Origin of the sequence: Vibrio sp. M250220 (assembly GCF_036533795.1) — a bacterium.
Lineage (GTDB): Bacteria > Pseudomonadota > Gammaproteobacteria > Enterobacterales > Vibrionaceae > Vibrio.
The window spans coordinates 31,469-53,434 of record NZ_JATABI010000003.1 but is presented as its reverse complement, the minus strand read 5'-3'; the positions used below and the strand labels follow the sequence as shown (position 1 = coordinate 53,434).

At 45.8% G+C, this 21,966-nt stretch carries 17 protein-coding genes and 1 pseudogene; 12 read left to right on the top strand and 6 right to left on the bottom strand.

Features of this window, described 5'->3' with window-relative positions; translation table 11 throughout:
- Positions 1–108: 108 nt before the first annotated feature.
- From QTN94_RS01855 to phoU, 4 genes are read left to right on the top strand one after another with little or no spacing between them, the layout of a single operon-like run.
- Entirely contained in the window at positions 109–2,292 is a 2,184-nt protein-coding gene (locus QTN94_RS01855) for an ABC transporter permease subunit (RefSeq protein WP_331426674.1), read from the top strand.
- A 26-nt stretch (positions 2,293–2,318) separates the two neighbouring features.
- Positions 2,319–3,965 carry a phosphate ABC transporter permease PstA gene (pstA, locus tag QTN94_RS01850; RefSeq protein WP_331426672.1) on the top strand — a complete coding sequence of 549 codons (1,647 nt, stop codon included), beginning with the start codon at positions 2,319–2,321 and terminating at the stop codon, positions 3,963–3,965.
- Positions 3,966–3,967: 2 nt separating this feature from the next.
- The gene (gene pstB / locus QTN94_RS01845; protein ID WP_138970471.1) at positions 3,968–4,786 is read left to right on the top strand and encodes a phosphate ABC transporter ATP-binding protein PstB; all 819 of its coding nucleotides are present in this window, start codon (positions 3,968–3,970) and stop codon (positions 4,784–4,786) included.
- A gap of 20 nt (positions 4,787–4,806) precedes the next feature.
- Entirely contained in the window at positions 4,807–5,505 is a 699-nt protein-coding gene (phoU, locus tag QTN94_RS01840) for a phosphate signaling complex protein PhoU (RefSeq protein WP_138970472.1), read from the top strand.
- A 140-nt stretch (positions 5,506–5,645) separates the two neighbouring features.
- Here the strand turns inward: phoU and QTN94_RS01835 are convergent.
- The 5 genes and pseudogenes from QTN94_RS01835 to QTN94_RS01815 all read right to left on the bottom strand — a co-directional run.
- Positions 5,646–5,786, bottom strand: a pseudogene (locus QTN94_RS01835) (LysR family transcriptional regulator); the annotation flags it as partial.
- Positions 5,787–5,818: 32 nt separating this feature from the next.
- Positions 5,819–6,577 carry a polyphosphate kinase 2 gene (gene ppk2, locus QTN94_RS01830; RefSeq protein WP_331426671.1) on the bottom strand — a complete coding sequence of 253 codons (759 nt, stop codon included), beginning with the start codon at positions 6,575–6,577 and terminating at the stop codon, positions 5,819–5,821.
- 48 nt (positions 6,578–6,625) lie between these two features.
- On the bottom strand, positions 6,626–7,372 hold the full coding sequence (locus tag QTN94_RS01825) for a copper homeostasis protein CutC (protein ID WP_331416520.1): 747 nt from the start codon (positions 7,370–7,372) through the stop codon (positions 6,626–6,628).
- A gap of 138 nt (positions 7,373–7,510) precedes the next feature.
- Positions 7,511–7,813 carry a YebG family protein gene (locus tag QTN94_RS01820; RefSeq protein ID WP_331426669.1) on the bottom strand — a complete coding sequence of 101 codons (303 nt, stop codon included), beginning with the start codon at positions 7,811–7,813 and terminating at the stop codon, positions 7,511–7,513.
- Between the two features lie 102 nt (positions 7,814–7,915).
- Positions 7,916–8,809, bottom strand: coding sequence for a LysR family transcriptional regulator (locus tag QTN94_RS01815; protein ID WP_331426667.1), 894 nt, complete (start codon positions 8,807–8,809; stop codon positions 7,916–7,918).
- A 105-nt stretch (positions 8,810–8,914) separates the two neighbouring features.
- Between QTN94_RS01815 and QTN94_RS01810 the strand changes: the two genes are divergently transcribed.
- Entirely contained in the window at positions 8,915–9,889 is a 975-nt protein-coding gene (locus QTN94_RS01810; protein WP_331426666.1) for a TDT family transporter, read from the top strand.
- On the opposite strand, the gene QTN94_RS01805 is transcribed toward QTN94_RS01810, so the two are convergent.
- On the bottom strand, positions 9,890–11,758 hold the full coding sequence (locus tag QTN94_RS01805; protein ID WP_331426664.1) for a sigma-54-dependent Fis family transcriptional regulator: 1,869 nt from the start codon (positions 11,756–11,758) through the stop codon (positions 9,890–9,892).
- A 344-nt stretch (positions 11,759–12,102) separates the two neighbouring features.
- Here QTN94_RS01805 and QTN94_RS01800 point away from each other — a divergent pair, with 344 nt between their 5' ends.
- The 7 genes from QTN94_RS01800 (at position 12,103) to recC (ending at position 21,742) form a co-directional block, all read left to right on the top strand.
- A complete protein-coding gene (locus QTN94_RS01800) occupies positions 12,103–13,191 on the top strand; it encodes an ABC transporter ATP-binding protein (RefSeq protein ID WP_331426663.1) in 1,089 nt (362 codons plus the stop codon).
- Positions 13,192–13,196: 5 nt separating this feature from the next.
- On the top strand, positions 13,197–14,297 hold the full coding sequence (locus QTN94_RS01795; protein ID WP_138970480.1) for an ABC transporter ATP-binding protein: 1,101 nt from the start codon (positions 13,197–13,199) through the stop codon (positions 14,295–14,297).
- On the top strand, positions 14,297–15,160 hold the full coding sequence (locus QTN94_RS01790; protein ID WP_269377628.1) for a carbohydrate ABC transporter permease: 864 nt from the start codon (positions 14,297–14,299) through the stop codon (positions 15,158–15,160). Before QTN94_RS01795 ends, QTN94_RS01790 begins: the two co-directional genes overlap by 1 nt.
- Before the next feature lie 16 nt (positions 15,161–15,176).
- A complete protein-coding gene (locus QTN94_RS01785) occupies positions 15,177–15,995 on the top strand; it encodes a carbohydrate ABC transporter permease (protein ID WP_138970507.1) in 819 nt (272 codons plus the stop codon).
- Between the two features lie 11 nt (positions 15,996–16,006).
- Positions 16,007–16,279, top strand: coding sequence for a DUF2160 domain-containing protein (locus QTN94_RS01780; RefSeq protein ID WP_138970482.1), 273 nt, complete (start codon positions 16,007–16,009; stop codon positions 16,277–16,279).
- Positions 16,280–16,394: 115 nt separating this feature from the next.
- Positions 16,395–18,113 carry an ABC transporter substrate-binding protein gene (locus QTN94_RS01775; RefSeq protein ID WP_138970483.1) on the top strand — a complete coding sequence of 573 codons (1,719 nt, stop codon included), beginning with the start codon at positions 16,395–16,397 and terminating at the stop codon, positions 18,111–18,113.
- A gap of 170 nt (positions 18,114–18,283) precedes the next feature.
- On the top strand, positions 18,284–21,742 hold the full coding sequence (recC, locus tag QTN94_RS01770) for an exodeoxyribonuclease V subunit gamma (protein ID WP_331426662.1): 3,459 nt from the start codon (positions 18,284–18,286) through the stop codon (positions 21,740–21,742).
- The last annotated feature ends 224 nt before the right edge of the window (positions 21,743–21,966 follow it).

Below are 21,966 nucleotides of genomic sequence, written 5' to 3'. Positions count from 1 at the left end.
ATATGACATTTTTATTGCATTGTTTTCAGTTGTTTATTGGGAACTGTAATATAATTGTCACCTTATAGAAATATTATACCCTAGGATAAAAATAGGTATGAGACAGGAATGACACAGGCAGAATTTTCTTTGCGAGAACGTGATCGAAAGCGATTGATAAAAGATCGATTGGTTCGTTTCACTGTATCTGCTGGTGGCGTTGGTGTTCTTGCCGCACTGGTGCTGATTTTTGTCTATCTTGCTATGATGGTTTTGCCACTGTTTAGTGACGCAAAATTCACACCTAATGTACGGTCGATAAAGATACAAGCAACGCAAGCTCTTGCGGCGGGTGTCGATGATTATGGTGAAAATGCTTTTGTCTTGTCGTCACAAGGTAAGCTCAATTTCTGGTCGTTAACCGATTCTGAACGGAAACCTGTACTCTCTGAACAACTTGGGCACTCGGGTGATCTGTTTGCTAAAACCATCCCTGTGCTTGGGTGGTTTGCTTATGCTTCCCAGCAAGGGGAAGTGACTCTGTTCAAGCCTAACTTAGATTTTGAGCTGCAAAAAGGTAACCGTAAATTCTCACCAAGCGTGACGGAGTTGTCTCTACCCTTCAATCTTTACCGCGAAGGGAATGATCTTAAAAAGTTTGCCTTCGCGAATAGTGACGACCTTACCTTGGCTGGTTGGTACGATGACCAAACGGTTATGGTCCGATGGCAAGATGGCAGCGAGGTTAAGTCGTTTACGTTTCTATCGCCTATATCCAGCCTTGAACAGTTGATACTAACTCCAGATGGTAAAACTCTTTACCTCCGTTCTGGCTCTGAATTGATTGTGGCGGTTCGTCAGTCACAAAATTTTGCAGTGCATGAAGTGGTCGACTTGAGTCAGGGAAATCCTCAACATTCAGTGATGAATATTGACTTACTTTCTGGGGCATACTCGTTGCTGGTTACTTACCGCGATGGTTTGGTCTCTCAGTGGTTCGACGTGATTAATGAAGGTAAGCGTTCACTTACCTTTATTCGCCAGTTCAACCTTGCCTCAGAATTGCAATTTCTTTTGCCAGATAGTTATCGCAAAGGGTTTTATAGCTTCTATATAAACGGTACGGTGCAGAGCCACTACACGACCAGCGAAAAGCTGGTGATGTTTGAGCGTGCATATCAAAAAGCCCCGCAAATAGCCGCGATGTCAAACAATGAGACTTACCTCATTGCGCTAACGGACGGTTCATTAGATCTTGCGGTAGTGGATAACCCATATCCAGAAATTTCGTTATCGTCACTGTGGCAGCAAGTCTGGTATGAAAGTTATGCGCAACCGGAGTTTGTGTGGCAAACCACGTCGGCGAGTGAAGAGTTTGAAGCGAAATTTAGTCTGGTTCCGATTGTATTTGGGACGTTGAAGGCTGCCGCTTTTGCGATGCTATTTGCTGTGCCGATTGCAGTATTGGGGGCCATCTATACTGCGTATTTCATGACATCTAGAATGCGTAGAATCGTTAAGCCGTCGATCGAATTGATGGAAGCACTGCCGACGGTTATTATCGGTTTCCTTGCCGGCTTGTGGTTTGCTCCTATTGTCGAAAGTCACTTAGCCGCAGTTGTTGCCTTGATGATTTTCTTACCTCTATCGACGGTAGTGATTGGTTTGGTTTGGCATGGTCTTCCTAAAGCGTTGACTGGACGATTCTCTAATGGATGGCATGCCGCAATTCTAATGCCCGCGATTGTTATCCTTACTGTGGTTATTCTGTCTCAAAGTGGCAGCATCGAGGCGTTACTGTTTTCAGGTGATGTTAGAGTTTATCTTGCCGAGCATGGTATCGATTTTGACCAGCGAAATGCACTCGTGGTGGGATTCGCGATGGGGTTTGCGGTGATACCAACGATATTTACCATTGCGGAGGATGCGATTTTCTCTGTACCTAAACATCTATCCGATGGTTCTTTGGCTCTGGGGGCGACATCATGGCAAACGCTGATACACGTTGTGTTATTGACCGCCAGCCCAGGTATTTTTTCTGCCATTATGATGGGGTTAGGGCGTGCGGTAGGTGAAACCATGATTGTGTTAATGGCGACAGGTAACACACCAATCATGGATTGGAATATTTTAGAAGGGATGCGTACGTTATCAGCAACCATTGCCGTTGAGATGCCGGAGTCTGAAGTCGGCAGTTCGCACTATCGCTTGTTGTTTTTAGCGGCGCTGATATTGTTGGTATTTACCTTTGCGGTGAACTCTTTAGCAGAATATGTTCGTCAACGTTTACGTGAAAAGTATCGCTCACTATAACGATCAAAATTTAGGAAGTGTTCAACGTGATTAAGTGGTTTAAATCAGGCTCTCCATGGATATGGTTAACAGGTGGTGCAGTTAGCGTCAGCCTGCTTTCTGTGTTGGGGCTATTGCTGCTGATTGGTTGGAAAGGACTTTCCTATTTCTGGCCTGCGCCTTTGTATCAGTGGCAGACTCCGCAGGGGAATACTCTAGTTGGGCAAATCTATGCGACTGAATATGTGCCAGTTAGTCACTTAACCGAGATGAACGTTGCACTGCCTCAGGAAACTATCGATAAGGGGGTGGTGAAGCGCTTAAATATTAAGGTGGCTAACCGCGATCTCTACGATGCGGATTTTGTTTCGTTGCTTTCTATAGATCTTGAGGAGCCAGCAACCCCCGCTAAGTGGGCCGTCATCGAGAGAGTTCGCGATGGTGATTTTTATGCGAATCCTATCGGCTATCTATACCCAGATGGAACAATATCAACGGATTTAACCAGTGAGATTCGCGACCGCTTGGATTTTGCCAATGAGTTACGCGAAGAGATTGAACGTCTAATTGAAGGCGATGTCCGAGTGATCAGTGCTCAAGCTGAGCGACTAAGACTAGAAAAGCGCAAACGCACTTTGAATGGAAATCTAGATGATGAGTTTGAAGCGCTTTACCGAACTCAGAGTGGTCGTTATGTTGAAGCTCTAGCAGCAGCCGAAAATAAACTCGATTACTTGCGCGGTCAGCTGGCAAATCAGGGGATGATTGTCGAAGATATGACCGGGCAACAAGTGATGATTCCGCTGAACCAAGTCTTAGATATTTGGTATCCGAATCAGATGAGTACTTTGGAAAAGCTAGCTCGTTGGGCTAAGCAGGTATGGAAGTTCTTGTCAGAAGACCCTCGTGATTCAAACTCGGAAGGCGGGGTTTTTCCTGCAATGTTCGGAACCGTGTTATTGGTACTGATCATGTCTGTTATCGTTATGCCGCTTGGTGTCATTGCAGCGATATATCTTCATGAGTATGCTAAGAACAATTCTTTCACTCGCTTGATTCGAGTCGCTGTGATTAATCTCGCTGGGGTACCATCCATTGTGTATGGTGTTTTTGGCCTTGGTTTCTTTGTTTATAGCTTAGGTGGTTCAATAGACGCACTCTTTTACCAAGAGCGTTTGCCAGCACCGACATTTGGTACGCCTGGGCTACTATGGTCTGCACTGACGTTGGCCGTGTTAACGCTACCGGTTGTGATTGTTGCAACGGAAGAAGGTTTAACTCGAATTCCGAACTCAGTTCGTCATGGTTCATTGGCGTTAGGCGCAACGCAATTTGAAACCATGTGGCGAATTGTATTGCCGATGGCGAGTCCCACAATCATCACTGGCCTGATTCTGGCGGTGGCGCGGGCGGCAGGAGAAGTCGCTCCTTTAATGTTAGTCGGGGTAGTGAAACTAGCTTCGAGTCTGCCGGTTGATAATCAGTTCCCATTTTTGCATTTAGAACGTAAATTCATGCACTTAGGTTTTCACATTTATGACGTTGGCTTTCAAACCACTAATATTGAAAGTGCAAGACCGCTGGTTTATGCGACCTCTTTTTTATTAGTGACAGTGATTGTAGGGCTGAATCTCACTGCGATTAGTATTCGTAATAATTTGCGCGAAAAATATCGAACATTAGGACAAGATTAAACATGTTTTCTGTCAATCAAACACTCGGCTACCACGCGCCGTTAGATGTGAACAATTTGAGCGATGAGCAAACGGCGATTGCGATCGAGGATTTAAACTTGTTCTACAAGAGTTCGCAGGCATTGAGTGGCGTCTCGATGCGAATCCCTAAGGGGAAAGTCACTGCATTCATAGGTCCGTCAGGATGTGGGAAATCCACGCTTTTGCGCTGTATAAACCGAATGAATGACTTGGTTGAAGGCTGCCAAGTGCAGGGACAAGTCAGACTTCATGGAAAAAACGTCTATGATCCAGATGTAGACGTTGCAACCTTACGTCGCCGTGTAGGGATGGTTTTCCAAAGACCCAACCCATTTCCTAAATCAATATACGAGAATGTGGTTTACGGTCTGCGTCTGCAAGGTGTTAAAAATAGTCGCTCACTTGATGATGCGGTAGAAAGAGCTCTTAGAGCATCAGCGCTTTGGGATGAAGTGAAAGATCGTTTACACGAGAATGCGTTTGGACTATCTGGTGGTCAGCAGCAGCGACTGGTGATTGCTCGCGCGATTGCGATTGAACCGGAAGTATTGCTACTTGATGAGCCGACATCGGCGCTCGATCCCATCTCTACATTGACGATAGAAGAGTTGATTAACGAGCTGAAAACTCAATATACCGTTGTAATCGTCACACATAACATGCAACAAGCCGCACGAGTGAGTGATCACACCGCATTTATTCATATGGGGAAATTGATTGAGTATTCTGATACGGATTCTATCTTCACTTCACCATTGAAAAAACAGACCGAAGACTACATTACTGGTCGATATGGTTAAGCAGTTTTAACGGAGATTCTATGAATTTTGGACGTCATATTTCAGGTCAGTTTAATGTCGAGTTAGAATCGATCCGAACTCATGTGTTAACCATGGGCGGCTTGGTTGAGCAGCAGCTCTCTTACGCGATGAAGGCTCTGTATAAGGATGACATCGAACTGGCTAAACAAGTGGTTCGAGATGATCACAAAGTGAATGCGATGGAAGTGTCGATTGATGAAGCTTGTACTCGCATCATTGCTAAGCGCCAGCCAACCGCGAAAGATTTGCGTCTTGTTATGGCGATCATCAAAACCATTACTGATCTCGAACGTATCGGTGACGTAGCGGCCAAAATTGCGCATGCAGCAATTAAATCGCCAACGACGAAAGAACGTCAGTTCCATGTCTCACTAGAACCTCTTTGCCGCCACGCAATTAGCATGTTGCACCAAGTGTTGGACGCTTTTGCTCGTATGGATGTTGATGCGGCAGCGGAAGTGTACAAGCTCGATGATAAACTTGACGCGGAATATGAAGCGGTTATTCGTCAGCTGATGACCTATATGATGGAAGACCCGAAAAACATTCCTAATATTCTGCAGGTTATGTGGTCTGCTCGTGCGATTGAGCGTGTGGGGGACCGTTGTCAGAATATCTGTGAATACATCATCTACTTTGTTAAAGGCAAAGATGTTCGCCACTTGGGCGAACAAAGCATTGACGACGCATTGCGTTAAAAGTGTAAAACGACCCCGGTAGAAAAAGTGGCTGACCAGTGCGTCCCCAACAGTGTTTTGCTCTCTCAAACGCAGAAACAATGCACCAGAGAAAACGTATCGACCTAATTAAAGCACCTTTGCCAGCCCGTCAAGATGTGGAGTGATTGCGTTTGCCAACTGATGGCAGGCTGTGAGACAAACAGACGTTGGGAGGCCTTACGCATATTCAGTTCTTGCGACAGAACGAGAAATGTTCGTAACAGGTTTAAATCTAAGCTGTAAAACAGATCTTTTGCCATGCTATGCCTTAGTATTTCTCGGGAACGAAGGTTTACTCTTCAAGTGGAGCTCGAATATAGCCTTCTTTGTTTAGTTCTGGTAGCTCGATCTTCGAGTAGGAAATTTCCTGATACTCAATTTGTTCAAGCAAGTGGCTGATACAATTAAGTCGCGCTCGCTTCTTATCATCTGAAGGGACGACCCACCAAGGGCACTGCTTGGTATCAGTGTAAGCGAACATCTGATCCTTTGCTTCTGAATACTTTGCCCATCGGTTGCGAGACTCGAGATCCATTGGACTAAATTTCCAGCGTTTGATTGGCGTATTTATACGTCCTAAAAAGCGTTTCTCTTGTTCTTCATCGGAAACTGAGAACCAGTATTTGAGTAGAATAATGCCCGAACGTTGCAGCATGCGTTCAAACTCAGGGCAAGATCTTAGAAACTCTTCATACTGGTCGGGAGTACAAAACCCCATCACCTTTTCAACCCCCGCTCGGTTGTACCAGCTTCGATCGAACAGAGTGATTTCGCCTGCTGCTGGTAGATGGGCAACGTAGCGTTGAAAATACCACTGAGTTTTTTCTTTTTCTGTAGGGGCCGGTAGGGCGACAACCCTACATACCCTAGGATTGAGTTTCTCAGTGATGCGTTTTATCACACCGCCTTTCCCTGCTGCATCTCGACCTTCAAAGATAACCACGACCTTGAGGCCTTCCTGCTTGACCCATTCTTGCAGTTTGACTAACTCTATTTGCAATCGTTGAAGTTCGTTCTCGTAGTATTTTTTAGTTAGTTTACCGTCGCCCATAATTATCAAAAGGTTAGCATTAGTTTTATCTGTATGAGAGTGATATGGCTAAGAACTGAGAGCTTTCACTACCTTTTCAATAGCTTCGCTACTTGTGACGGGAATAAGGTAATCATCGGTATCTTGATTGCCCATTTTGGTCTGATTGTTCTGGGTTTGCATTTTGCTAGGGCGAGTCGCTTTTCCGGATAGGTGGACTTCTCTAACTCGGGTTTGCATTACGATGGATTGAGCATTTTCTGCGTTTAGCCCAGCGCCAGCCATGATGGAAATACGTCCATCAGCCAGGGTTACCATCTGTTTTAAAACGTCGATTCCAAGTTCGGCATTGGCTGCCAAACCTGAGGTGAGAATGCGTTCACAGCCCAGTGAAACAATGTCTTCTATCGCTTGTTGCCAATCAACGCATTGGTCGATAGCACGATGGAAAGTGATTCCGAGTCCATAGATTTTAGCTTTGTCGGTTAATTGCTGAGCCGCGAGCATATCGATCTTGCCTTCAGGAGTTAGGACTCCAAGCACCACTCCTTGTAATCCTGCTTCTGCGGCGGCTTCGATATCCAGCAACATAGAGTCAATATCATCTTGCTCGTAAACAAAGTCTCCTTGTCGAGGGCGAATCATAGCGTAAACCGGAATCGAGGCTATTTGAGCCGCTTTATTCATCAGGCCGAAACTAGGCGTGAGACCACCCAAAGCGAGTGATGAGCAGAGCTCAATGCGGGTAGCACCGCCATTGATGGCGTAATGGAGGGATTCTAAATTATCAATGCAGACTTCGATATGGTATTTCATGGCTGTTGCTCATTTGGAAAGGTAAGGTCATTTTAGCAGTGCCATTGCAACATATTAGGGTAAACGTGGAAGTTTTTACTTCCCCTTAAAAAACAAAACCCCAGCTTGAGGCTGAGGTTTCAAATCGGAATTGCTTGGTTACGCTGCGTCGTCTTGCGCTTCTTCGCTATCTTCAACAGCTTCAATCTTTTTTGATTGCTTTGGTGTTGGTTTACGCTTTGCACCAAGTGCATAGAGCACTTCTTCTTTGTTTTGTGCTAGGAACATGGCCAAGTCTTCTTGCTTGCCATCATCTTCTAGCAGTTCACTTTTACCCAATAGCTCAAAAAGCTCATCAGCCATATCGAGCATCTTGTCATATGCGTCAGCTTCCGCTTTAGAGGTAAAAGTCATTTTCTCTTCTCCGTTGCGTTCTACCACGTACTTGACGATTACAGCCATGGTTGGTCCTCTAACTCAAATTATTGAAAATATTTACTGTCTGTTTATACAGTTTTTAACCGATTAAGTCTAGGTTACTGACCAATTCTGAGATCCAAGTGGCTAGTCTTTGCGCCATTGATGACAATACTCAATAAAGGTTTTCAGCAGGGGACTTTGGTATTTTTCTTTGTGAACCAGTAGCCAGAAGCGGCGCTTCATATCGAGAGGTAACTGGAGTTCCACCACGCGACCATCTTTTAATGCTGGCTCTGCAGCCAGTTTGGAGAGGCAACCTAATCCCAATCCAGCAGAGACGCTATTGATCAAGGCTTCTGTGGTGTTGAGTTGGAATGATTCCTGCCAATGTTCAATTCTTGGGGCGATGGCTCGTAGAAAAAACTCACGGGAACCGGATCCTGGCTCGCGTAGGATCCAATGGCTATTCTCTAGCTCACCAACGGTAATGACTCCTTGCTGTGCAAAAGGCATATTCGGTGCACAAATGACGCACATTTCATCGTCGCTGAACTGAGTTGAAATTAACTGAGGATGCAGTGTTTTCCCTTCAATCAGTGCCAGATCGAGTTCATAGTCGACCAGTTTTTCACAGATGAGTGCTGAGTTGGAGATAAATAGGCTTTGTGCAAGGTGATGGGTTTCGCGGCGAAAGTCGCTGAGTAGATACGGGGCAAGTTGGTTGCCTATGGTGTCACTGGCTCCAATTCTTAATTGGCCTGACAATGCCTGATTATTATCGAACAGCTGTTCAATATCTTGCGCACGCTCAATGATTTCATTCGCTAAAGGCAGTAGTTTCTGCCCCTCTTGATTGAGGATAAGTCGATTATTTACTCGATCAAATAGTGAATGACCGATCTGTTTTTCAAGTTCAGAGAGTGCCATGCTTACGGCCGCTTTAGACAAAAACAGCGCTTCAGATGCTGCCGTCAGGGTGTCATGCTGAGTGATGGCGATGAAGACCTTTAGTTGTTTCAGAGAGATGTTAGCGGCCATAATTTTGTGTTTAGTTTATCTGAACGTGTGTTCTAAATAATTAGATAGTTTCGAACATTTGGCAAGCGTAAACTGACCTCGAATTAAAGAGATTGTGAGGCAATAATGATTAAAGCAGCAAAAGCAAAAGTGATGGGTGCGCCTACTCCTATGGCGGGCTTAGCTCTAGGGATTGCCAGTTTAGGTTGGTGTTGGGAAAATGCCGTCCCTTTTAACGGTTACGCGCAGTGGTCTGGAGCCTTAATTGCTAGCGTATTGTTGTTGGTCCTCGCGGTAAAATTCTTGTTTCATCGCCACCTATTACGTGAAGACCTTGCTCACCCAGTTGTGGGCAGTGTGGTACCTACCTTCGCGATGGCGACTATGGTGGTATCGAACTCTTTGGGGCATTTTATTCCACTAGCGGGCGACATGTTATGGCTATTTGCAGTAGGACTACATATCGTGTTTCTTACCAGCTTTGCTTACCATCGCATGCAGGATTTCGAGCTTCACCATATGGTACCAAGCTGGTTCGTTCCACCCGTGGGAATCATCGTTGCTGATGTCTCTTTTTCGGGCAATCCAGCATTGACTCAAATTGCTATGGGTGCGCTTATCTTTGGTATGTTGGCATATGCGATTATGCTACCTCTAATGATCTATCGCTTGATGTTCACGCATGAAATTCCTGATGCTGCGAAACCAACCATGGCGATTATGGCAGCACCTGCCAGCCTTTCACTTGCGGGTTACTTGACGGTCACGGCTGAGCCATCACCCGTTATCATTGGTCTTTTGTTTGGTATTGCAGTCTTGATGACAGCGATTATCTATCTGGCATTTATCAAACTACTTAGACTGCCATTTAGTCCAGGTTATGCCGCGTTCACCTTCCCAATGGTGATTGGTTCTACCGCTCTATTTAAACTCAGTGTGTGGATGGAGAGCGTCGGTATCGCCAGTGAGTATGTTGCCCAAATTCACTGGCTTGCGGGTTTAGAGCTAGTGGTTGCAACAGTTGTCGTTGGTTACGTTGCACTAAGATACCTCGCTTTCTACAAACCAGTGAGTCACGCATTAGGTTTGGTCTCCCACTGATTAACGTACTCCTTGCTCTCTTAGCCGCTTATACAAAGTATTGCGGCTAATGTTCAAATCCTTAGCGGTCGCAGAGACATTGCGACCGTTTTGTTCATAAATCGCCATCCAATCTTCGCTGATTATGGTTTCTTGGCTGCGACTAGAAGGCAGAGCGATGTGATGGTCTGGTGGAGAAAATACTTCGGGCTGAGACGGTTGCAAATCTTGTAAGAAATCATCAGGAAGATGTTCTACGCTAATGGTTTCATCGCCAGCCATCGCCAGCGCAATCTGAATGACACTAACCATCTGGCGAATATTTCCTGGCCAAGGGTGGGATTTGAACATCGACAACACTTCGAGACTGATGTTAGGTGTCTCACCATCTAGGGCGTATTTAGCCAGTAAAAACTTCACTAGGGCTTCTTTGTCTGTTCGCTCTCTTAGTGAAGGTAATGAGAGGTTCAATCCGGTGACTCGGTAGTAGAGATCTTGTCGGAAGGTGCCTCTTTCTACATCTTGTTTGAGGTTGCGGTTAGTGGCAGAGACCAGTTTGAAGTCGACAGGATAAGAGGTCGTAGAACCAAGAGGTGTTACCTTACGCTCTTGAAGAACACGCAACAGGCGCGCCTGAACATTCATAGGCATATCGCCCAACTCATCTAAAAACAGTGTCCCTTTATCGGCTTTGCGGATCAGGCCTATATAGCCCTTATTGTTCGCTCCCGTGAAGGCGCCTTTGTCATAGCCAAACAGTTCTGATTCGACTAACTCGGCAGGAATTGCGGCACAGTTGACTGCAATCATCGGAGCATGTTTACGTTCGCTGGATAAGTGAAGCGCATTGACGAATACTTCTTTGCCGACGCCCGTTTCGCCATGAATCAAGATAGGGATGTCGGTATTGAGAATACGGCTCGATTGAGCGATGGCTTTCGCCAGCCTTGGATCGCCCATATTGAGTCGCTCTAAGTCAAGAGGTGCTTTGGCGTTTTTGAGATCGCTTTTGGCAGCCGATTTACGATAATCGAGTTGACGTCCTTTAGGCACTTTAGGCGGTGTAATAATGCCAAAAAAGCTAAAGCGAGAGTGGGTTGTGATTGCTGCTGGATTAAAAGGCGGGTGGGATAGTAACTGCTCCAGCCTTATATCAAAGATCTGATCTAAACGCTGAAGTGCCAGATCTTGCCCTAAGACCACTTCGGCTCGACGGTTGGCAGAAATGATCACACCTTGTTCATTGAACACCAAGAGGGAAGACCACTGGCTATCAATATTTTCCGCTGAAGTGTTAAACCACAAAAGATAGTGTTCTGCTTGAAACTTGGACGCAATTAGTTGATTTTCAATCGCCTGTGACATCAGCTTTACCATACCTAGAGTGTGCGCGGTTGGCATGTAGGCGTCACTGGATATCGAGAGCACTCCGGCCATTTTTCTGTCTGCATCAAATAATGGGGCAGCGGAGCCCGTCATAAAGCGGTTAGACGTTAAGAAGTGCTCATCGTGAAACACTTGAACAATGGAACCTGTCTCTAGTGCTGTACCAATTGCGTTGGTGCCAATCAGGTTTTCCTGCCAGTTAACACCATTCTGAAAGACTTGAGGCTGCCGTTGCGAGAAGAAACGCTGTTCACCCCAACTGTTCAACACCTGTCCATTGGTGTTCGCTAGTGTGATCAGGCAGTTGCTGTTGGCGAGTAAGCTGTCATAGAAGGGCAGGACCTTTTGCTGGGTAGTGGTTAATAGCCCTGAATGCTCTTCAAGGGTATGGCTAAAGGCCTGACCGGTCTCCATTTCAATTATTGGATGACTATTGTGAACGAGCCCCGCTTCCCGGCACCTTTGCCAGGATCGCTCAATCATAGATAGATGTGTTTTGTCCATAGTCTTGACCACTTGCAGCGTTAAATTGGCCTGAATTAAGTCATTATTCTAATTGTTCGTATGTGAACGTTAATGTTCACAAACGCTCATCTAACATATCACTTTCATGAACACATTGAACATCAACTGAACACATTTTATTAACAAATGTTACAGGGGTCTCATATGCGAAATTGCTAATAAACCAAGTGCCTTACTGACTTGTTCATCAAAATATCTTTATGTTTAAAGGGCTGTAAGACGATATGTGAGTTTTTTGTTGCTTATTTGTGTAAGTTGGCACGACTCTCGCTGTAGTGAGCAATATCGAAAAAGATTGTTGTTCGAATGGTAAGGAGTTTTTAGTGTCATTAACACTTGAGCAGGTAAGCAAATATGTTGACGGAGATATGCATATCTCTGATGTCAACCTCACTTTTGAGCCGGGCTCGTTTAACGTGTTGCTCGGACGTACGTTAGCGGGTAAGACCTCTTTAATGAGGCTCATTGCAGGGCTGGATCGTCCGACTTCTGGGAAGATTTTAGTCAATGGTATTGATGTGACGGGCGTGTCGGTACGCGACCGTAACATCTCAATGGTTTACCAACAGTTTATTAATTATCCCAACCTGACTGTGTTTGAGAACGTGGCTTCGCCTCTAAGACTTGCAGGGATGGCAGACAAAGAGATTCAGGAACGCGTTTATGCGACAGCAGAAATGTTGCGCATAACTGAACACTTAAACAAGTACCCACTAGAGCTATCAGGTGGTCAGCAACAGCGTACGGCTATGGCAAGAGCTTTGGTAAAAGATGCAGAGATCATTCTGTTCGATGAGCCATTAGTGAATCTTGACTACAAATTGCGTGAAGAGTTACGTCAGGAGATGCGCGAGCTATTTCAGACCAGACATACGATTGCTATCTACGCGACGACCGAACCGAACGAGGCACTTGCACTAGGAGGTACGACGACCATTCTTCATGAAGGAAAAGTGATTCAGTCTGGTCCAACCGCTTCTGTTTACCATCACCCAGACAATGTGGACTCCGCGACCCTATTTAGTGAACCGCCGATCAATCTTATTTCTGGGGAAATAACCTCGAACGAAGTGACGTTCGATCAAAGTGCACATTTCCCGTTAAATCAGTCACTAAGTAAATTGGAAATGGGTCATTACCAGTTTGGGATTCGGCCAAGTCATCTGAGCTTACTGCCTAAAAATGATGATGATGTTGAGCTCACCGTTCAGGTTGAAGTGGCGGAAATCAGTGGCTCTGAAACCTTCCTTCATGTGCGCAACGCTCATCTCGATATGGTGCTGCATTTACCGGGCGTTCATAGCTACGACGTTGATGAGATGATCAAAATCTACATTCCAATCCACAAATTTTATGTCTTCGGTATGGATAACAATCTCATCCATGCCCCGATTCGTGATGTTAGGGGATAGCGTTCATGGTTCAAATTACACTTAATTCACTGGCTCACACCTATGATAAGAAGCCCACGTCTTCTTCGACTTATGCCATCAAAGAGATGAACCATGTTTGGAAACAAGGAGGAGCATACGCGTTACTAGGGCCTTCTGGTTGTGGTAAATCCACTTTGCTCAACATCATTTCTGGCTTAATGAGCCCATCTCAAGGGGATGTGATGTTTGATGATGTGAGGGTGAATGAACTTCGTCCTCAAGATCGCAATATTGCTCAGGTTTTTCAGTTTCCGGTGATTTACGACACCATGACGGTGTACGACAACCTTGCATTCCCACTGCGCAATATGAAGGTTCATAAAGCCAAAATACATTCCAAGGTGACTGAAATCGCAGAGATTCTGGAGCTGACTAATGTGTTGTCTAAAAAAGCCCAGCATCTCACGGCGGATGAAAAACAGAAAGTCTCTATGGGGCGTGGTTTAGTTCGAGATGATGTTTCGGCGATTCTGTTTGATGAACCGTTAACGGTTATCGATCCACAACTGAAATGGAAGCTGCGCCGCAAGCTCAAACAGATTCATCAGCAGTTCAATATCACTATGGTCTACGTGACTCATGACCAACTTGAGGCGTCCACTTTCGCTGATGAAATTGCCGTGATGTACAACGGTCAGATTGTTCAGTTTGGAACGCCGCGTGAGTTGTTTGAACGACCAAATCACACCTTCGTTGGTTACTTCATTGGTAGCCCGGGGATGAACTTAATGGAAGTCACTCCAACGGAAAATGGCGTTCGGTTTGATGATGTAGAAGTGCCACTATCTGAATCTTACCGCCACGCCATCTCTCAGGCAGGGAGCGATAACATCAAAATCGGCATTCGACCTGAGTTTGTCCACGTATGGGAGAAAGGTAATGAGTCGGCGTTGAGCTGTGAAGTGCTCCATGTCGAAGACCTTGGTACCTACAAAATCGTCACCTTGCAATTGGGCTCTAAGCAGATCAAAGCACGCTTACAAGAAGATCAGCCGGTGCCTGATAAACACGCTTATATCAGCTTCCCAGAGCAATGGACCATGCTGTATGTCGATGAATTTTTAGTCAATGTAGGGGAAGAGTAATGGATAAGGTTTCAAACAATAAAGCATGGTTTCTTGTCCTGCCAGTGTTTGCGCTGGTGGCTTTCAGTGCCATTGTTCCTCTTATGACCGTAGTGAACTACTCGCTACAAGATATCTTTGACGCCAATACGGCTTATTTCGTCGGCACGGAGTGGTATCGTGAGATTCTCAATGATGAAAGGTTGCACGGTGCACTTGTGCGCCAGTTTGGATTCACTTTTACCATTCTGCTCATCGAAGTACCGCTAGGTATCATCGTTGCTTTGACCATGCCAACCAAAGGTCGCTGGTCTGCTTTTTGCCTAATTGTACTGGCCATTCCTCTGCTGATCCCGCTTAACGTGGTAGGGACCATTTGGCAGATCTTTGGTCGTGCAGACATCGGTCTGTTTGGTTGGGCTCTCAATGGTATGGGGGTGGATTACAACTACGCAGGCAATCCAATTGATGCGTGGTTAACCGTGATTCTGATGGATGTCTGGCACTGGACTTCATTGATAGCACTCCTGTGTTATTCGGGGCTGCGCGCGATTCCGGATGCGTACTATCAAGCTGCGAATATCGACCGAGCATCGACATGGTCAATCATCCGTTACATTCAGCTACCTAAGTTAAAGAGCGTTCTTCTGATCGGCATTCTGATCCGATTTATGGACAGCTTCATGATTTACACCGAACCGTTTGTTTTAACTGGCGGTGGCCCTGGTAACTCAACCACATTCCTCAGTCAGACACTCACCAAAATGGCGATTGGTCAGTTTGATATTGGTCCGGCTGCGGCATTCTCGATCATCTACTTCCTGATCATCCTATTGGTGAGCTGGGTGTTCTACACCGCAATGACGCACGGTGAAAGCAAGTAAGGAAACAACAATGGCGATGACAAAATCAACATATACCCGATACACACAGATCGTCGGGCTAGCGTTCTACATCATCTGTTTGATGCTGCCAATTTACTGGCTGCTCAACATGTCTTTTAAAGAAAACCAAGAGATATTAGGAAGCCTGAGCTTCTTTCCTGAGAACTGGACGTTTAAGAACTATCAGACCATTTTCTCCGACTCTAGTTGGTATATGGGGTACGTCAACTCGATCATCTATGTAGTGATGAATATGGTTATTACCTTAACGGTTGCGTTGCCTGCTGCTTATGCGTTCTCTCGTTTTAAGTTCGTCGGTGATAAGCACCTGTTCTTCTGGCTGTTAACCAACCGTATGGCACCACCAGCCGTGTTCTTGCTGCCATTCTTCCAGCTTTACTCTTCGGTTGGTTTGTTTGACACCCATATCGCGGTCGCATTGGCGCACTGTCTGTTCAATGTGCCTCTCGCGGTATGGATTCTGGAAGGTTTTATGTCGAGTGTTCCCCGCGAAATCGATGAGACCGCTTACATTGATGGTTACAGCTTTCCTAAGTTCTTCATCAAAATCTTTTTGCCGATGATCCGTTCGGGGATTGGGGTCTCGGCTTTTTTCTGCTTCATGTTCAGTTGGGTCGAGCTGTTGCTTGCTCGTACGCTGACATCCGTAGAGGCCAAGCCAATTTCAGCTGTTATGACTCGAACCGTCAGCGCGTCGGGTATTGACTGGGGTGTGTTGGCTGCGGCTGGGGTACTGACCATCTTACCGGGTATTTTGGTTATCTGGTTCGTTAGAAATCATGTCGCGAAAGGCTTCGCGTTAGGTCGAGTATAAGGAGAAACATTATGGCTTGGATGGCATGGACTACACCTTCAGCACTGTTCTTCCTAGGAATAGCTCTGATCTTGCTCACGATGACGGTTCGAGAAATTCGTACACCATGTATTGAGCGCAAAGGATTCCTTCCGATCACAACCACTCGTGGTGATCGGCTGTTTATCGGTTTATTAAGCTCCGCTTTTATCCACTTGGGATTTATTGGGTTTACTGAACTGACAATTTGGGTGCCATTTACGATCTGCGTAGTTTGGCTGGGTACGGTTTTGAAATGGGGATAACAACAACTGACTGACATGTGTTCCTGACCAAGCTGACAGTAAGCCATAGTCATAGGGTCATGAGCGTAATCAATAACGTAAGAGACAGAATACTCATAACTGGAGTTACACAAGAATGAAAAAGGATATCAAAAAGTCTTACCTTGCACGTAGTTTGGCGCTGACATTTGCGCTTGCTGCAATCTCTCCTGCTGCATTGGCTGATATAGCAGCAGCGAAAAAGTGGATGAGTGAAGAGTTTACTCCTTCGACGCTGTCGAAAGAGGAACAAACGCAAGAGATGCAGTGGTTCATTGATGCTGCTAAGCCTTTCCAAGGTATGGAAATTAATGTTGCCTCTGAAACCATCACAACGCACGAGTATGAAGCGAAAGTTTTGGCGAAAGCATTTTATGAAATTACCGGAATTAAGGTGAATCATGACCTAATTCAAGAAGGTGACGTCGTTGAGAAACTACAAACTCAGATGCAGACTGGCCGTAACATCTATGATGGCTACATTAACGATTCCGACTTAATTGGTACTCACGTTCGTTACGGAAAAGTTGTACCTATTTCAGACTTCATTGCTGGTGAAGGAAAAAGCGTTACTAACCCATATTTGGATTTGCCTGATTTTATTGGTTTGGATTTCACAACGGGGCCTGACGGTAAATTGTATCAACTTCCTGATCAGCAGTTTGCGAACTTATACTGGTTCCGTGCGGACTGGTTTGAGCGCGAAGATCTAAAAGCCAAGTTTAAAAAAGAGTACGGCTATGAACTCGGTGTTCCATTGAACTGGTCTGCGTATGAAGATATTGCAGAGTTCTTCACCGATAAAGTGAAGACTATCGATGGTGAGCCTGTGTACGGACACATGGATTACGGTAAGAAAGATCCTTCTCTAGGTTGGCGTTTCACTGACTCATGGTTCTCAATGGCTGGTGCTGGCGATAAGGGTATTCCAAATGGTTTACCGGTTGACGAGTGGGGCATTCGTATTGAAGGCTGTAAACCAGTCGGTTCAGATGTCGCTCGTGGCGGTGCAACCAATGGCCCAGCCGCAGTGTATGCGACAACTAAATACGTAGACTGGCTCAAGCAGTACGCGCCACCAGAAGCTCAGGGCATGACGTTTGGTGAAGCAGGTCCAGTTCCGGCGCAAGGTTCCATTGCTCAGCAAATCTTCTGGTACACCGCTTTTACTGCTGACATGACCAAACCTGGACTACCGGTCGTGAATGAAGATGGTACGCCAAAATGGCGTATGGCACCTTCTCCACGTGGTCCTTACTGGGAAGAAGGCATGAAGCTGGGTTATCAGGATGCAGGTTCTTGGACATTCCTAAACAGCACACCACTTGACCGCCGTCAGGCAGCGTGGTTATACGCTCAGTTTGTGGTATCGAAATCAGTGAGTTTGAAGAAAACGCTGGTTGGTTTGACTCCAATTCGTGAATCAGACATCAACTCTGATGCTATGACAGAAGTTGCGCCGAAACTCGGCGGTTTGGTTGAGTTTTACCGCAGTGATGCACGTAAGCAGTGGACGCCAACGGGAACCAACGTTCCTGACTATCCGAAGCTAGCACAGCTATGGTGGCAATACGTTTCTGAAGCGGCAAGTGGCGAGAAAACGCCTCAGGAAGCATTGGATGGTCTAGCGCAAGCACAAGACCGTGTACTACAGCGTCTAGAGCGTAGTGGTGCACAAGGTGAGTGTGGTCCGAAACTGAATGAGAAGAAAGATCCACAGTACTGGTTGTCGCAACCTGGTGCGCCTAAAGCCAAGCTGGCCAATGAAAAGCCACAAGGCAAAACGATCGCTTACAAAGATCTCATCGCTCAATAATTAGCTCTCTAACAATGGGTTGATAATTTCTCCCTCCTACCCGCTCTTGTCTGTCTAAGGCTTGAGCGGGTATTTTGATTCGAGCCAAATCATACGCTTATAACACTCTCGAAATTTAGCTGCATGTGCTAGTCTCACCCTAGTTGCGGCATTAATAGTGTGAGTGTGTTTTGTTTACTGTCTACCATTCCAATCAAGTGGATATATTAAAATCCTTACTTGTCGAGCTTGTACGGCTTAACCCTTTGTCAAACCCATTTGAGCAAGAGCAGATCTTAGTTCAGAGCCCGGGGATGTCTCAGTGGCTAAAGATGGAGCTAGCCAAGGAGTTTGGAGTGGCAGCGAACATCGAGTTCCCTCTGCCAGCTACTTTTATTTGGAATATGTTTACTCAGGTTCTACCTGACGTACCCAAACGCAGCGCATTTAACAAAGAGTCAATGACTTGGAAATTGATGCTGATTTTGCCTGAGTTACTCGGGCGCGAGGAGTTTGAACCACTCAAACACTATTTAGAGCAAGATGATGACAAATCTAAGCTCTATCAGTTGTCTGAAAAAATAGCCGATATTTTTGATGGCTATCTCGTCTATCGTCCAGAATGGATAGCCGCTTGGGAGGCTGGGCAGACGGTGTTTGAACTCGAGGACGAACATCCGTGGCAGCCTATCCTATGGCAGGCACTTTATGATCATACGGTCGCTCTTGGTCAGTCACCTTACCATCGTGCCAATCTTTATGAGCACTTTATTGATACCTTAGAGAGCAGCCAGGCGAGTTTTGATCATCTGCCAAAACGCTTATTTGTGTTTGGTATCACTTCTTTGCCTCCGCGCTATATGGATGCGTTAAAAGCTATTGGTGAGCATATCGACGTTCATCTGATGTTTACCAATCCTTGTCGTTACTATTGGGGAGAAGTGCGAGATAGAAAATTCCTTGCTCGTTTAGCGGCTAAGCATCGTAAGCATGTGGTATGGAATCAGAATCACTCCGAACAGCATGGCGAAAGCGAACAGTTAAAAGGCGGTCTAGAAGAGAACGTCATCGACGAACTGCATACCGACGCGGTTGGCAATAGCCTGTTGGCTTCTATGGGTAAGTTGGGGCGCGATAACATGTATTTGTTGTCACAGCTTGAATCGAACGAGATCGAAGCTTTTGTTGATATCGAACGAGATAGCCTACTTCACCATCTACAAGCGGATATTCTCAATCTGGAAGAACACCAGAATGACCAGCAACTAGAGACCAGTACACACAAGCAAGTCATCGTTTTGGAAGATAAGTCGCTGACCTTGCATGCTTGTCATAGCCCGATGCGTGAGGTAGAAGTGCTTCATGACCAGCTATTAGCGATGTTCGATTCGGATCCGGCCCTCAAACCACGCGATATTATTGTTATGGTGTCGGACATTAATGCCTATAGCCCTGCGATACAGGCGGTATTTGGGAATGCGCCGGGCGAACGATTTATTCCTTACTCAATATCCGACCGAACCGCAGATCAAGAAAGTCCAATCCTTAATGCCTTTATGCAGTTGGTTAACTTACCGAATACTCGTTGTTTGGCGTCAGAGCTGTTGGAATTACTCGAAACTCCAGCAGTACTATCACGATTTGAATTAAGCGAAGATGAGTTTATTTTAGCTAAGCAGTGGGTTGAGGAATCAGGTGTTCGTTGGGGATTGAACGCCTCAACGAGTGAGGAATTTGAATTGCCGGCAACCGAACAAAATACATGGCAATTCGGCATTGAGCGTATGTTACTTGGTTACGCGATGCCAAATAGCGCTGGTTTGTTTGAATCTCAATCAGGAACGATCGCCCCTTATAATGAAGTTCAGGGCATGGGGGCCGAGCTAGCGGGTAAGCTGGCGCACTTTATTGAAACCATCAGCGATTATCGCCAACAACTGCAACTCACCCAGTCAATTGATCGCTGGCGTGAAGTCCTCACCTTATTGCTCGATGATTTTTTCTTGGTCGAGTTGGAAGGTGAGGCAGCATTGAAATCGATTCGAGATACTTTGGCCAATCTTAAAGAGCAACTTACTGATGCCGCCTTTGAGCAAACCTTAGCGCCAGCGATCGTGGCTCAGTATCTACACAATAAACTCGCAGGAACGAGAGTCAGTCAGCGCTTCTTAGCTGGACAAGTCAATTTTTGTACCTTGATGCCGATGCGCTCAATTCCATTTAAGGTTGTCTGTTTGTTGGGGATGAATGATGGTGTTTATCCTCGTTCAATGCCCGCAGAAGGTTTCGATCTAATGAATGGTCGAACCAAACCAGGCGATCGTTCTCGTCGTGACGATGACCGCTATTTGTTCCTTGAAGCAATACTTTCAGCGCAGCAAACGCTTTACATTAGCTACGTTGGCCGTTCGATTCAGGACAATACTGAGCGCGTCCCGTCGGTATTGGTGTCTGAGTTAACGGAATATTGCCAACAAAACTATTGCTTGGAGGGCGATGAGTCGTTACCTAGTGATGCGTCTGGAGATGGGTTACTTCGTCGGTTGATTCATCGCCATTCTATGGTGCCATTTAGTGCCAGTGCATTTGTCGGTCAACAGCCAAGCTATGCCAAAGAGTGGCTGCCCGCTGCAAATAGACAAGGTCAAAGCGGTGGTGAGTTTAACCGTCAGCTTGAGGATTATCTGCTCGATGCCACTTATCCGTTGGAATTGGATTTGGTTGAGTTGCAGCGTTTTTGGCGTTTACCTGTTCAGTATTTTTTCAATCGCCGTTTGAAAGTAATATTTGAACCGCCACTGCCTGTTATGGAAGATGACGAGCCTTTCGTACTGAATGGTCTGCAAAGCTATCAGATGCGTGATGGTCTGCTCGATAGTTTGCTGAAGCACCGACTGGCAGGTGAACAAGATTCACAAACCGTTATAAAACGCTTTGTTGAACAACAACGTGCTCAAGGCAAGCTGCCAGTAGGTGCGTTCGGTGATATTGAATTTGAAACCAATCGCGTTCAGGCTGAAGAATTGGTCGAGAAATTAACTTTCTTATGTGGTGCTGAACATGAGGATTTGGAAATTAAACTCAGCTTCGATGTGCTGGGAGAGGATAAACTCGTCAACCTTACTGGCTGGCTGACCCAACACTATCAATCTGGATTGATCCGCTACCGTAGCGGAAGCATTCGTGCTCAAGACTACCTCGCCGCGTGGATTGATCACCTCTCAATGTCAGCGATGGGTATTAATAAGCCCACTCACATGATTGGCTACGATCGTAAAGAGGGCGTGGTTCATCTGGTTTACCCAGCCGTCAATGATTCGACATATGCTAATTCACTGTTAGCTGAATTGATCCGTCTGTTCTATCAGGGTATGACGCAGCCGTTGTGCTATTTCCCTAAAACCGCCTTAGCGTGTGTTGAAGCGGGTTTTAGCCGTGGTAATTGGGTAGACGATGAAGAGAAGTCGCTGAAAAAAATGGCGGAAACATTTAATGACAGCTTTATGGCTGCTGGTGAAGGTAATAATCCTTATATCGCGCGAGTTTGGCCGAACTGGAGTGACGAGCTGGCAGCACAAGTACGAATGATGAGTGCATTGGTGCTTCAGGCTCCGCGCTTAACCGCAAAAAATCGTGAAGATGTTGAGTGATTGATAGTATGAGGAAAGTAGGTGGCCGCCAGTAAATCATTATTGTGTAGGGCGTTCGCTGTACGGCCACAGGTCAGAGGGACCATGATTCGGTTGGTTGTTCACAAGTGCGGTTAAATCCAAAGTTAACGTCACTTGTTCAACACATGTCGCGGATACTAGCGGTTAGAACAATCTTCTGCCGTGAGAAAGATCCCATAAAGTCCTAACTATTTAGGCGTTTA